Here is a 12,842-nt window from a genome sequence, read left to right as displayed (position 1 = left end):
GAGGCCATGCAACTGCTCAATGCCCCTGATGAAATTCGCATTCATCACATCTATAAAACGTCTTTCTTCGAACCCGCGCGTGTCAAGGCGATCCTGAAAGAGATGGAAGACCTGATGACACGTCCGAAGGTGTATCGCCCACCCAACCTCTTGATCATTGGTGCGACAGATTCGGGGAAGACCGAATTGCTTCAGAAGTTCCGAAGGATGAATCCGGCGAGTGCCCGTCCCGACGGCGATGCGATCCATGTGCCTACGTTCTATTTGCAGGCGCCACCGGGACCATTCGAGGAAATTCTGCTCAACAAGGCATTGCTCCAGTTGGGGATCATTCCTCGCAGCAACATGACGTCGGCGGCCAAAATCCCGCTTCTGGTCGACGCTCTCGAGAAGGTTGAGACGAGAGTGCTCATGATCGATGAGATTCACCAGATGCTGGCCGGCCCCTCCAAAAAGACCTCGTTCATGATGAACCTTATCAAGTACATCAGCAATGAAAGTCAAATCTCGCTGGTTCTTGCCGGCACGGCCGCCGCACGACAGGCTCTGTCCACTGACGACGAGCTCATCGCGCGTTTTTCGGAGCGTCCACTCCCGGCGTGGAAAAACGACGACAAGTACAAAAAGTTGCTGGCGTGTTTCGAGGCAACGCTTCCGTTGCGTTTCGCCTCGGATCTCCATCGCCCGGAGGTGGCAGCCCTGATCTATGGCGAAAGTGAGCAGCAGATTGGTGGCACCGCAACGATCATTCGCGAGTGTGCGGCCAGGGCCGTAAGAAGCAAGGTGGAGGCTGTTACCGAGGATATTCTGAAAACATGGATCGCGGAAAAACGCACGCGTGAGGTGGAGTGCAAGAGCATCGAGTAGTCACTGTGGATAGCGACCGGCATCCTCGATCAAGTCACATGCACACGCGGTGCCTGTGAGGACCAAATCGGCACAGAGTGCGTAGCGACTGGTGCTAGTTGTGCGATCGTTTTTAACAGGAACTTTCCATCCGAAAGGGCTTCACTTGGCCTCGATCTCCATTTGGATCCAATCCACCACGATGACCCTCGCCGACTAGTCGTTTGCCGCGGTTCATGCCATCGCTCATTCAGCGATCTGTCTTAAGGCAACGGCGGCCGGTTTTTCTTCACCGATACCGCGAGAACAAAAAATCCGCATGGCGGTCTAGGGTATACGTCCGGCCAAGTCATCTTGATTGCGAGCCGCGCGGCGGCAAGGATCGTGTGCATCCAGATTTAGGTGGACACGATGACAAGCGAGAAGGCGGACACACGGCGGCGGTACAGCACGGCGATGAAGGCGCAGGTAGTGGCCGAGTGCGCCGAGCCCGGTGCATCGGTCGCCAAGATCGCCATGGCACACGGCATCAATGCCAACGTCGTTCATTGCTGGCGCAAGCTGGCCCGAGTCGGTGCCATCAAGATCGTCTCCAAGACAGGCGAGTTCATTGCGCTGCCCCTCACGATGGTTCCCGACCCGGCGCCATCCAGCGCCCCGGCGCCGGCGGTGCCGGACCTGCAGGTCGAACTGCGGCGCAGCGCGATCACGATGGCCGAGCAGGCCTTGAAGTTGTTCGGCGTCCTCTACGACGTGGAGCGTGAGGTGAAGGACCTGGACGGGCGGACAAGGCTGCGCATCCGCCAGCTCAAGAGCCGGCCGGCGGCCGATCTGCTGCATGCCTGGTTGATGGCCAACCGGCAGAAGCTGCCCGACGGCAGCGCGACAGCCAAGGCCATCGACTACAGCCTCAAACGCTGGGCGGCGTTGACGCGCTTCATCGACAACGGCGACTTGGCTGCGGACAACAACCGCATCGAAAACCTGATCCGCCCCATCGCCCCGGGGGCGCAAGAACTGGCTGTTCGCCGGCAGCCTGCGGGCGGGCCAGAGAGCTGCGGCCATCATGAGCCTGCTGCACACGGCTCGGCTCAACGGGCTGGAGCCCTATGCGTATCTCAAGGATGTATTGGAGCGACTGCCGACACAGCCGGCCTCGGCGATGACGGAACTGCTGCCGTACCGCTGGTCGCCCGCAACCTGAGAGCCCCGGCCGTCGGCGTCAAGATGACTTGGCCGGACGCATACCGTGGCATTCTCCGCGGACCCGTCAGAACCAACCTAATCTGCATCTTTGTCTATGAACCTGCACTTTCCTCCGCCCGCCCTTTGGCAAGACTTCCAGCTACTGACCTTGAGACTCGCAGAGCAGATCTGCGACGAGGGCAGCGTCCGTGAATATGGTCGGCACGGTCAGAAGCAGAACGGCGTAGACGTTTATGGCGCGATGCTCAAAGGTGGCCACATCGGCATCCAGTGCAAGGAGATGAAACCCGGCAAGTCGCTCACAAAAGCTGTCATGCAAGCTGAGGCCGACAAGGCCCTCAAGTTCAAGCCAAAGCTCGACCTGTTCGTCGTTGCGACATCGCTTCCAGAGGACACCGCAATGCATCTCGCAGCGACTGAGCTGACCGACTCTGGCGTGTACCCTTTTAGGGTGAGCTACTGGAGTTGGGCCCACTTCAACGACAAGTTGAATCGCTCGAATCAGCTTATTCAAGACAGCTACGAGAGCTATGCCAGAGCCTTTGACCAGGACGATGAACGGAGGGACCGTCAAGCGTTGTGGGACGCCTTCAATCGCCCTGTCTTCATCGACCAGTTTGAACATGAGCACAGCCACGGCGACTTCGTTGAGGCACTTGGAGATACGGTGTTCTTCCTCAACTCTGGGCTTCTCCGCGACCGGATCAGCAGAGTTCCAGTAGGCGCAACGCTTGCGCTGAACATGCTCCCCAACGGAAAGCTGAAGGCGCTCCGAAAGCGGCTGCTCAATGACGTCAGCAAACTCCGCGACAAGGCACTTGAAGACAAGGCAAAAGGTCGTCTCGACGCAAGGTCGGCTCCGTTCTACAACCTTAAAAGAATCACCATCCTGGACAAGCTCAACGTAGGTCTCGGGCCTTCCGGCCACCCGCCAATCACCCCCAACTACGGCTTTTAGCGGCGGTCCGGTCAGACTTACGCTGGCGGAAATCGACTGTGAACCGCAGCATCCACGTCGTGACTCGCTTCGCGGAGCCATTTGCAATCTTGGCGACCGATGCACCGGGCTCGGCGCACTCGGCCACTACCTGCGCCTTCATCGCCGTGCTGTACCGCCGCCGTGTGTCCGCCTTCTCGCTTGTCATCGTGTCCACCTAAATCTGGATGCACACGATCCTTGCCGCCGCGCGGCTCGCAATCAAGATGACTTGGCCGGACGCATACGGTCTAGGGGACTTGGATGACAATTCAATCCCGAATAGCAGGAGGACCATTTGAGCACTGTTGTGAATGTTGGCACCGCCGAGCGTCGGCGTCGTCGCCAAAGGCAAATTGTTTTGTCCGTTATCCTGCTAGGTCTCCTATCCCTTATCTTCGGAGTTCTATTCGGGGGCATGGACGGCGTATACACCGGTCCCCCGGATATTCCTGGCAAGAAAATGCCGCTGGCTACGCTTCCGATATTGGTAGGCGTGTGCGCAATTGTTGTAGGCGGTGCTTTTGGCATGCTCGTGTATCTTCGCCCTGCATTGGCTGATGCAGTGCTGAGCGGGATTCGGTACGGCGTGGTTGGCGTTAGCTTCTATCCTGCGGGGACGACCGAGGACACCCTGAAATCCCTCACGAAGGAAGTTCTCGAACTGCGCGGAAAGGCGTTTCAAGAGAAGACGACCGACGTCAACGCAATAGCCGGTTTGCTTCTCCCGTCGGTTCAAGAGTCAATCCTGGAGAAACTTCAAACTAAATATTCAAACGAATCTCTAGATGCGGGTCGTCTGGTCGAAGTTCGGAGCGTTTACATTTCGCTGGAGAACCGTCTTCGTCTTGAAATCGACTCACTGGGTCTTCGTGGGAACATCAACTTGACGATCGGCGTCTTCACCACGCTACTCGCAGTTTCTGCGCTCGCCTATATGGTGTTCACGAGTGATCGAAAATTCGATTCGATCGTTGATGTTCTCTCGCACTACGTTCCTCGGCTGACGTTGGTCGTGTTCATCGAAGTGTTTTCCTTCTTTTTCCTTCGACTCTATCGATCGACCCTGGATGAAATTCGTTTCTACCAAGAGAGATTGAACGATGCGGCTACTCAAAGGGTGGCCATAGAACTTGCTTGGGCCCTGGGCGACTCAGAGGCCAGAGCAGCATTCGCGAATACGCTTGTGACGACCAAGGGCCGCACCGAAGCGAAATCGACGTCCAGCGATGAGGTTGATATCAATGCTTTGGCAACAGTAGTAGCCCAACTCGTAAAGCTTATGCCAGCGGGTAGCCCGGGGCGGCAGGGCTAGTGCCGCGTTCCGCGGCAGGCAATAGAGCGGCGAAGCGATCTGTCTAGTGATTCGTGTCTGGCTCAAGTATCGAAGCGTAGATATTTCAAATCGATCGTCGACGGCTCGAAAGGCAGAATACGCGAGCGCCTATGGGCAATGGCACTGCCAACTGCGTGCCCCTATGACGAAGTGAGACGTCACCATCTGCGCAGGGCCCTGTCAGGTCGTTGTTGAGGTTCGCCAATACGTATCCGCGCTCTTCCACTTTACCCGCGCAAGTTTCGGCGAGTCGGGATGCTCGCTCGAGACCACCGCGTAGCGGCGCCCGACATCGCCATCAACATCCGCTTGCGGACCGACCGCAAGTCCGCAGCAAGGGTCACCGGTGCTGCCAGTTGCCCGTGTAAGCGCTGTACTCGTTGAGACTAGGAATCTGGCATGCGAATCTGTACTCAGCGCGAGTGCTCTCCGATGAGCCCAACCGCCCGACCTCAATTCGGGATCAAGGATCGGAACAAAGATCCAATCTGGTTGAAACTCCTTCAACATTTCGCCGGAGAATGGTTTTGCTTCCAGGTCTTGGCAGATAAGGACGATACATCGCCCCATGCCGCCTACGTCAGCAACAACTATCTCGTCACCGGACGCGTTGTCCTCAAAGACCATTCGTCCGGGCCCAGGATCGGGCAATCCAAACTGCAACGCGCGGTCCTTGTTAATCCCCGCCTGCTGAACCTTGCGTTGGGTCCACAACACGCAGCCAGCTGCATTTAAGACGGTACCCTCATTCCAAGACTGAGCATTCTCCTTGTCGTTTGTCGCGCCCGATCCCGCCACATAGAGTCGTGGCTTGGCGTGAAGTTTGGCGGGCGACCGCGCAATCAGATTCGGTAGTAGGGAGGCATGCCCGTGGGGCATGACGAGCTCTGGCGCAATGGCGATATCGACCGGCTCGGAGCGCTCAATCGCTTGCATAAAATGAGCGGCGCACTGGAGATCGGGTCGAGTGCCGCATTCGACAAGAAACTGCCCGTGTTCATTACGGCAGTTCAAGATGACGTCGCCAGGCTGTTCAGCAATGGGAACGAAACCCACTGCTTCTGAGCCAGGAGATTTTCCTGGTTTCGAGCCTCCTGCAGCATCGGTGCCGATCACGCACATCCGCACTGGCACTCGCCTGCCATTTTCGAAGACTACCTTGGGCGCCAAAGTCAGGTAGGCAAACCGGTCCGCAACGCTGTCGGTATTTGATGCATTGGGATCACGTGCACGCCGGCGCAACGGTCCTCTTGGTATGACGAGAAAGTCTTCCGAGGCGTAATACTGACCCTCCTCTCGTCGACTTTGTTTTAGATCGCGCAGCCACTTTGGAATCTTTGCGTGAGTCCCATGCGTCGGCGCAACTACGACTTCGCGGGGATGGACTAGGCCGAAAATCCGGTCAATTTCTCGCATTAGTACAAAACTTGCATCCAACGGAGTGGCTGCAAACTCGGGGCCGTCCCGCAACGCCGCCAGCCGTGCCATGACCTCATGTAGCTCTTCCATGGCCAGTGCAGCACGAGCGCCTTTGTGGGTCACAGGGCAGGGGGCGTTTGCTCTAACTCGTGCAGCCGTCTTCTCCGCGCTGCTGTAAATCCAGAGTTCGAGAAACACGGTCGCAGGAGTGCGACGCGAGGTGTTTGTAGTCATGCTCACGAAGACGATGGCCCCGTGTTACGCAACCCTTCAAAAAAAGCTTGGTATGACGTGATCAGTGGCACCAGCTGGTCACGCGCCAGCCCTCCTGCGTGTAGCGTTTCAATGAGCTCGTCAATCCCGGCGACGAACTTGTCGAACATGGGAGTTTGACCCACTATCCTCCGCCGCCTGAGGTTCGATAGGAGCGCCGTCATCGTTTCGGCTATCGCCTCCAATACCGCCTCCCGATGCGTGGCGGGCAGTTCTTGGGTGCCTCGCACAAGGCTGGTGATCGACTGGACGAAAGCGTCAGCTGTCCGCAACTGCCGGCCAAAGACGTTCGAGTAGAGGCGTTTACTGCGAAATTCTGCAAAACCGATGGTCGCCACGAGGAATGCGAGCTGCTTCTGCGCGGATGCTTTACCTGTAGCCACCGCCAAGGCGAGTTGATTGAATCGCATAACGGCGCTGACACGGCCCGTCTGGGCCGCAGCGAGTGCATGATCCGCCCTCTCTTCAAGCGACACCATCTCAGACGGGAACCGGGCAGAAGCAATTGCACTGTGCAGATGAAATAGAAAACCTGCAGCTTCGTTCTTTTCTTCTTCCAAGTCGAACGTTTGTCGCGTCAGCCGCTCGAGCTGAGTCAAATATATGGTCAGCGCTTTGTGATATTCCTTTTGGTCGAGCAGAATGTCTGCCTCAACCAGATTGGTGTCAATATCAGCAAAGACCAGCTGATTCATTTGGTCTTGGGCCAGCGGCGGGGAAGTCGGAATATTTTTAATTAAAGTTCGCACTTCTTCAAGTGTTTGTAGCGCAGACTCGCTATTCCCTGACGCTTGATAAGCTGCCACTGTACGGCGTCGATAATGGATTCGCCTCAACTTGGTTGCGATTGTTGAAGAATCAGCGAGCAATCCATCGAGTTCTTCCAGCAAAAGCAACTGCTCTTCCGAGTCGATCGTAAATTCGTAAACGTCGAAATAGCGTTGCGCTGCACCGATCAGAGCTGGTCGCCATTTCAATGCGTCCCGCTGTGCAAGTTCACGCAGAAGGTCCAGGGTACGACTTTGCAGGTCTCCTACGTCAAGCGACGCATGTGATAATTCTGGGATGCTGATTACGACTTCAACCAGCGCGAAAACGTAGTCGTCATCTAGTGACTCCCCGTTAAGAGCGGCCTCAAATGCACTATCAATCAATACTGATAACTCACCTGCTGCGCGCTCTGGTTGCATAGTACGCAGCTTGGAAACGTATTCAAGAGTAGCGTGCCGCGGTTGAAGTCGACGACGCACAAGTTGAACAAGTGCGGAATCGATTTCAGGAACCTCTAACGCCTCCCCGATTAAAGCGCTACCCAATCGAGCGTAGTTGAGCGTGAGTAAGTCCAGTTTCGGATCTGTCGCGACGAAAGGAGCCAGGGTCTCGTAAAAAGGTACGCTTTCGGACTGCGCAACTGCAAGGGTCGCAAAATCTTCGCGCACTGCATCGGCAGAAAAGCCGCCTACCCGTATAAGTTCGGCCGTAGCCCTCGCTCGAGCATCCGCTTCTTCCGTTGTGTCGCTTCGCGCAACGCGCATCGGAGCCGCTCGTACTTGGACTTGCTCGCTTCGCTCGGCGCGCACGGCGCCCGCAATCTTGGCGACTCCATCCATATTCTGGCGATTCAAGATAAAGCAAAGGGCGACTACATCAGGTAACTGCATTGTGCAAATTCCTGCGACGTCGGCCATCCCTGTTCTGCTGTCTAAGAAAATAAAATCGTATTCTCTTTTTGCCCATTGGCGCAGCGCGTCCAATACGACTCCACCTGCTTCATCGTTGAGAAATCGAGGCCATGAAAATTCCGTCAATGCCTCTTCATAGCTTTTGTCGCCAAAGGTCTTGATTACTCGGCCGCCCGCGCCGATGAGATCCAAGCAGGCGCCGCGAGGCAAAGCGTGCGAAGCGATGACGGAATGTACGCAATTGTCGAAAGGAATCCCTGATTCGAATCGACGCAGTAGTTGCTGCGCATCAATTTTGTTAGGCGGCTTGAGGGCTTGACTCCACTCGCAAACAATATCCAAGATGCCAGGGGCTTCTTTCAGTGCCCGAGCTTCAGGCGCATCTAATTGGCCGCGAAAGTAATAGCCGAGTCCTGGGGCTTCAAGATCCCAGTCCATCATTAAGACGCGCCGCCCCTGCATGGCGGCAAGGAATGCTACATTCGCAAGCGCCATCGTTCTACCAACGCCACCCTTGAAAGAGTAAAAGGTGATGATCCGGCCATTGCGAGGCAACGACTCGAAGAGCGACTCAGACATCGAATGCCGTGACTGCGTCATAGGGAGCAAAGTTCTTAGCCTGGCGCATATGAGGGTCAAGCTGTTCAGCGCGTTTCTGAATAACTATGTCCAGCGCTCCCTGGGCCGTCGACATTTCTGAATGAAATGCGGCCTGCGCGGAAGGCGTGAGAAAATTGATGATCCGCGTGCCTTCGCGCCGAAATTCGACGATGCCAGCATCCCGTAGCTCCTTCAACTTCCGGCTCACTGTTTCTGGCCGGTCTCCTGTCGCTTGGGCTAACTGGACACCACTCAAATCCTCGTGCTCAAGGGCCCTGACGTAGGCCTTGAATCGATTGGCGTGGAGGATGTCCACATAGCAATCGTCTGCTCGCCTCTCTGCCGCCTGGGCGACAACTGCCTGACTAAAGCTGATTTTTCCAAGCATGTACGCGATCAGTTCGGGCGCGTCAGGATGGGCAGTGCCATGAACGGCGGCAACCACGGCATCGGGCGCCGCTCTGAGCATTTCCATAAACTCATCACCGAGCCGTTCTTGTAGTTGGTCGAGCCGCTCTCTGCTACGCGCAGTGATCGCGTCTTCGATTTCTTCTGCAATTCCAGCGAAAACAGCCGGCGAATAGGCCGGCATACGTTCGAACTTCGTCATTTTTTTGTTCCTTTGAGCGCGCTTACAAAGAGCGCAAGGCCCATCTCACCTCGTTTCCGAATATAGACGCGTCGAGCGTAACCATCAAGCTTCAGTCAATGATGGATACTTGACGGAGGGGTTGATTTTGAAGTGTGCGACCACTTTTTTGGATGTTTGGCGGTTGAGCCAGTTCGCCGTGTTCGTGGGTCGAATCCAGAGTGCTGGCGGTCGCGTCTTCAAGGCAAGGTGCCCACCGATCTTCTGAAAGTTACAAGATCGGGGATCTCATCCGTGAGACGAGCCGCTGTTACGGCGCGATGGAAGCGCAGCCACAGTGCATTCCCGCCCAGCGGCCTGCCGGTGGTCGACGAGACAACCAGCACATTTGTGTTCTTCGCTCCAGGGATGCTAGGGCGAATTGACTCGATGAACCACCACAGGTAAGAGCAGACAGATGCGGGATCACGAGGCTCCGGTAGGGAGCCTCCGGCTAACCCCTCTCGCGGTCGAGGCAGTAGCGTTCCCAACTCGTCGATCGTGAGCCGACAGATCCGCTTGGCGGACCACCCCATTACGCGCATCAGCGCGAAGACCATCTTGTCCTGCTGGAGCGCTTGACGCCCCTCGGGTCTCGATTCATGCGTAGTCAGCCGATCGACGCTCGCTATCAGCAGTTCATAGGCCTCATTGCTGACAAGGCTGCGGAATGCATCTGCCCGTTCATCATCCACATTCAACCCAAAACTCCTGCGTGCCTGCCGTTTTGATGAAGCGGTATGGCCTATGTTGCGCGTGACACGGGCAATTTCATCCACTTCTTCTTTTGTCCGCTCGGGATGCTGCGTGCGTTTCATCGATGCGAGCGCTTCAACCAGCCAGAACGGGGCATGCTCCGACGAGCGCCAGACATCACTCACACGGATGCCATGCGTACGCGCATACGCTTGCAATCCCTCTGGCCCTTCTCCAACGGCCATTCCTACTTGCATCATCGTCACGCGGCGCCGGGCCACGGGCAGGAAGTCGAAGTCGCGCTCACCAGTGCTTTCGTGTCCGGTGCGCGTGATGCGTCTCCTGATCGCGCCGACCAGCAGGCGCAGGCCGTCGAAGAACAGCACGGAGTTCATGCCTGCCCGGCGGCCCCAGTCCATGTATCCGCAGTCGCTCGCCATCAAGAGCCGTGCCGTCCAGTCAACCAAAGATTGTTCCGCGGGAATCGCAGCCCCTTTGCGCAGATCGTTACCGCATTGTGCGCAATACACGATCCGCTTCGGACCAGGCTCGAAACCATCGGGTCCGATGTCCACGCGGTGTGGTGCGAGTGGCGCCGTGCAACTTGGGCAGCTGTCGAGAAGTTCCACTCTGTGCTGCGGGCAGACTGTGATGAACGACAGGCGCCATGCACGACGAAAGTACGGGATGCTGCTGCTGGTCAGGCAGGCGGGGCAGTAGCAAAGACCGGGGCTCTTGCGGCGACGGTGATAGATATGCAGTGGCACGATCCAGCGGCTGCTGCCGTGCGCATTGAAATACTCCGAGATGTAGCCTTCGAACGAATGCAGGCTTGCTGCATTCAATTGGGCGTCGGTAATACCGGTCACCCGCTTGAGTGCCCATCGAAGATGCGGGGGCTGGAATTTGTCGATGTCCGAGTTCCACAGGCGGCGGCCGCGGCCGAGCAGCAGGGTGCACAGTTGCTCCACCTTGTAGCCGTGCGCGTGAGCCAGGCGGATGAGCCAGATGCTCAGCAGCTCGTCTTCAAGTGGCTTGAAATGGAATGGCCAGAGCGAGAACTGTTCTTCGATCTGCGACGTGTCCATATAGGCCCTCCACCGATTGAAGGCGGTTCAGGCCGCGTTCGTTGGCTCCCTGAGCGGGATCAGTCAGCGATGGTGTTCTCTCGGGAGCCGTTTGTCGAGCTGGCAAGGCGCGGCTGCTTGGCTGGGCTGCACGTGCATGGCGCCGACTTGACCCTAGGCTCTTGACGTCGTGGCGACGTCAGAGGCGGCCCGCAACAACCGGATCAGCGCATCGGCATGGCGGTCCGTGCCATCCCAGACATCTGCGATGGTCTGGCGCAGTCGCTCGCTTGCCGCTAGAGAAGAAATATCTTCTTTTAGGGAAATATTTGCATACTTGCATAGACGCCGATGCGTATCGGTGATTCGGCGTGGTGAGCGCAATGCCCTACTGAGGGTTGACTGAGGGATGCCTACCAAACGAGAGAGATCCATCTGCGTAAGCTTACTCTCAGTCATGTAGTTCTCGATCAGACGGAGCGCAACATTGACTGTCATGCAAATATTATTGCATAGTGCATGAATGACATACCTTTGCGCTTCACACATGGGACTGCCGCTGGACACTTGGGCGGTTGCCTCGGACGTCCAACTGCGAGCACTTTTGAAGCGAAGTGGACTGATCGCCGCTAACGCCTTGGTTGTGGACGAGTTCTCTCTGTCAGCCGACACGGTGCGAGCGGACATGGTCGCGGCTGGCGAAGAACTCGTGGCCTACGAGATCAAAGCTGGGGCCGACCGGCTGAAGCGCTTGCCAAGGCAAATCGTTGGCTATGGCAAGGTGTTCGCCAGGGTGAATATCGTCACAGTGCCTGCTCACCTCGACGCGGTGCTTGCACTGGTGCCTTCGTGGTGGGGAGTCATGCTGCCAACGGGCCGTCGCATGGACCTGCAGTTGCATCAGGTCCGCGCCGCGGGGTTGAATCCTGACCGAAGCGCGCATGCGCTTTGCTCTCTACTGTGTCGGGATGAACTGGCTGCGAAGCTTCAAGAACGTGGTCCGACGCGCGGCCTGAGCGGCTGGAGCAAAGAAGCGATGGTCAACGCGGTGGTAAAGCTACTTGCCGTGGAGGACGCTGATGCTTATTTGCGCGTGTGCCTGAAGGCGCGCGACCGCCTGTTCAAAAGGTCCGAGCCTCGAGCGCATTCGATCGACTGGAATCGCTTGCGCCAAAACTTCGGGATCGCGCCACGCCCCTCGATCTAAATAGCTCCGAAGAATCTGCCGCTCCATGCGCTGGAAAGCGCAGCGGGGTCGACGACGGCGCTGCGTGCACTCTCTTTCGCAAAAATGCTAAGTGACGAGGAAGCCCCATGTGGCTAGAGAGTATCTGTGCCATCGTGCAAAACCTGCTGCGTTGGCTGCGCAAAGGTGTCGCTGGGTCTGTCGAATCTGCTCAAGAGGGCGGTGGACGCCCCTTGGCAGATCGAGGTTGGTAATGTCAGTGGTTTGATCACCGAGGCGTTGAAGGCTTAATACTTCTGCTCGGGAGTGGTGCGGTCGGATCATGCGGGTGTTTACCGGCGATCCGAGGCACCTGTCGTTTAGATGGTCTCCGCGAGATCGCGGGCTGGTTCCATGAGTTCGGCCGCAATTGCGGCGACTCGTTTTTCGTTGGTGATGACGGGGGGCGCATTCAGTTCAACATCCAACGTTCCCGTCGGGTCGTTCATCGCGGCCTGCGCATCGCGCTCGGCTTGTGCTGCTTTTTCGAGAGCGTCTTGTCGTGACATGCCCGCAAGCACATGTGAAGCGGCAGTCGTTGCGATATTTTGCGCAACAGCTTCGCGAAACTCGGTATCTGACGTATCGAACTCCATATCAAGGTCTCCTTTGCCGATGACCGCCATGGTCACCGACATGCCAATGTTACAGGTTGGAGCAATGTTTGGCTGAAGGGAGGGGCAATCTCTTACCTGCATAGGCAAAAAGTCAGTAGGCGCTAACAAATCGGAGGTTGTGGTAATCGAGTGAGGAGGAAGGGTCCGGTGATGGGCGTCTCGATGCTCGGCTGGTATCGCCCCAAACTGAAGCCTCGCCCATCCGGAAAAATATGCTGTCACCAACTCTGCCAGCAACCTATTCGCCATTGGCACGCATGCCGCCAAATGG

At 57.0% G+C, this 12,842-nt stretch carries 11 protein-coding genes and 2 pseudogenes; 6 read left to right on the top strand and 7 right to left on the bottom strand.

Features of this window, described 5'->3' with window-relative positions:
* Positions 1–6: 6 nt before the first annotated feature.
* From QTI51_RS22960 to QTI51_RS22945, 4 genes and pseudogenes are all read left to right on the top strand, one after another.
* Entirely contained in the window at positions 7–867 is an 861-nt protein-coding gene (locus QTI51_RS22960) for a TniB family NTP-binding protein (RefSeq protein ID WP_286547649.1), read from the top strand.
* A 390-nt stretch (positions 868–1,257) separates the two neighbouring features.
* Positions 1,258–1,410: pseudogene (locus QTI51_RS22955) on the top strand (transposase); the annotation flags it as partial.
* 147 nt (positions 1,411–1,557) lie between these two features.
* Positions 1,558–2,050 (top strand): annotated as a pseudogene (locus QTI51_RS22950) (IS66 family transposase); the annotation flags it as partial.
* Between the two features lie 96 nt (positions 2,051–2,146).
* A complete protein-coding gene (locus QTI51_RS22945) occupies positions 2,147–3,010 on the top strand; it encodes a hypothetical protein (protein ID WP_286516181.1) in 864 nt (287 codons plus the stop codon).
* Here the strand turns inward: QTI51_RS22945 and QTI51_RS38950 are convergent.
* Complete coding sequence (locus tag QTI51_RS38950) at positions 2,988–3,197, bottom strand: transposase (protein ID WP_353506548.1); 210 nt, start codon at positions 3,195–3,197, stop codon at positions 2,988–2,990. The two genes, QTI51_RS22945 and QTI51_RS38950, sit on opposite strands and share 23 nt — an antisense overlap.
* 129 nt (positions 3,198–3,326) lie before the next feature.
* Here QTI51_RS38950 and QTI51_RS22940 point away from each other — a divergent pair, with 129 nt between their 5' ends.
* Positions 3,327–4,343 carry a hypothetical protein gene (locus QTI51_RS22940; RefSeq protein ID WP_286516182.1) on the top strand — a complete coding sequence of 339 codons (1,017 nt, stop codon included), beginning with the start codon at positions 3,327–3,329 and terminating at the stop codon, positions 4,341–4,343.
* 201 nt (positions 4,344–4,544) lie between these two features.
* Here QTI51_RS22940 and QTI51_RS22935 read toward each other — a convergent pair whose 3' ends face one another.
* The 5 genes from QTI51_RS22935 to QTI51_RS22915 form a co-directional block, all read right to left on the bottom strand.
* Positions 4,545–5,981, bottom strand: coding sequence for a hypothetical protein (locus tag QTI51_RS22935; RefSeq protein ID WP_286516183.1), 1,437 nt, complete (start codon positions 5,979–5,981; stop codon positions 4,545–4,547).
* Between the two features lie 38 nt (positions 5,982–6,019).
* Positions 6,020–8,317: a KGGVGR-motif variant AAA ATPase gene (locus QTI51_RS22930; RefSeq protein WP_286516184.1), complete on the bottom strand. Its 2,298-nt coding sequence runs from the start codon at positions 8,315–8,317 to the stop codon at positions 6,020–6,022.
* Positions 8,310–8,948 carry a helix-turn-helix domain-containing protein gene (locus QTI51_RS22925; protein ID WP_286516185.1) on the bottom strand — a complete coding sequence of 213 codons (639 nt, stop codon included), beginning with the start codon at positions 8,946–8,948 and terminating at the stop codon, positions 8,310–8,312. The genes QTI51_RS22930 and QTI51_RS22925 overlap by 8 nt, the downstream gene beginning before the upstream one ends.
* A 218-nt stretch (positions 8,949–9,166) precedes the next feature.
* Positions 9,167–10,750, bottom strand: a complete 1,584-nt coding sequence (locus QTI51_RS22920) for a TniQ family protein (RefSeq protein ID WP_286516186.1) — start codon at positions 10,748–10,750, stop codon at positions 9,167–9,169.
* 153 nt (positions 10,751–10,903) lie between these two features.
* Entirely contained in the window at positions 10,904–11,227 is a 324-nt protein-coding gene (locus QTI51_RS22915; protein ID WP_286516187.1) for a helix-turn-helix domain-containing protein, read from the bottom strand.
* Between the two features lie 49 nt (positions 11,228–11,276).
* On the opposite strand from QTI51_RS22915, the gene QTI51_RS22910 reads away from it, so the two are divergent.
* A complete protein-coding gene (locus tag QTI51_RS22910; RefSeq protein WP_286516188.1) occupies positions 11,277–11,936 on the top strand; it encodes a sce7726 family protein in 660 nt (219 codons plus the stop codon).
* 338 nt (positions 11,937–12,274) lie between these two features.
* On the opposite strand, the gene QTI51_RS22905 is transcribed toward QTI51_RS22910, so the two are convergent.
* Complete coding sequence (locus QTI51_RS22905) at positions 12,275–12,592, bottom strand: hypothetical protein (protein WP_286516189.1); 318 nt, start codon at positions 12,590–12,592, stop codon at positions 12,275–12,277.
* Positions 12,593–12,842 lie beyond the last annotated feature (250 nt).

The organism is Variovorax sp. J22G73, from assembly GCF_030317035.1.
In the GTDB taxonomy this organism is placed as follows: domain Bacteria; phylum Pseudomonadota; class Gammaproteobacteria; order Burkholderiales; family Burkholderiaceae_C; genus Variovorax.
This window is presented reverse-complemented; position numbering and strand designations above follow the sequence as displayed.

Coding starts and splice junctions, on each gene's coding strand:
- QTI51_RS22945 (WP_286516181.1), top strand. CDS start 2,147: ATGAACCTGCACTTTCCTCCGCCCGCCCTTTGGCAAGACTTCCAGCTA.
- QTI51_RS22925 (WP_286516185.1), bottom strand. CDS start 8,948: ATGACGAAGTTCGAACGTATGCCGGCCTATTCGCCGGCTGTTTTCGCT.
- QTI51_RS22930 (WP_286516184.1), bottom strand. CDS start 8,317: ATGTCTGAGTCGCTCTTCGAGTCGTTGCCTCGCAATGGCCGGATCATC.
- QTI51_RS22905 (WP_286516189.1), bottom strand. CDS start 12,592: ATGTCGGTGACCATGGCGGTCATCGGCAAAGGAGACCTTGATATGGAG.
- QTI51_RS22960 (WP_286547649.1), top strand. CDS start 7: ATGCAACTGCTCAATGCCCCTGATGAAATTCGCATTCATCACATCTAT.
- QTI51_RS22920 (WP_286516186.1), bottom strand. CDS start 10,750: ATGGACACGTCGCAGATCGAAGAACAGTTCTCGCTCTGGCCATTCCAT.
- QTI51_RS22910 (WP_286516188.1), top strand. CDS start 11,277: ATGGGACTGCCGCTGGACACTTGGGCGGTTGCCTCGGACGTCCAACTG.
- QTI51_RS38950 (WP_353506548.1), bottom strand. CDS start 3,197: ATGACAAGCGAGAAGGCGGACACACGGCGGCGGTACAGCACGGCGATG.
- QTI51_RS22915 (WP_286516187.1), bottom strand. CDS start 11,227: ATGACAGTCAATGTTGCGCTCCGTCTGATCGAGAACTACATGACTGAG.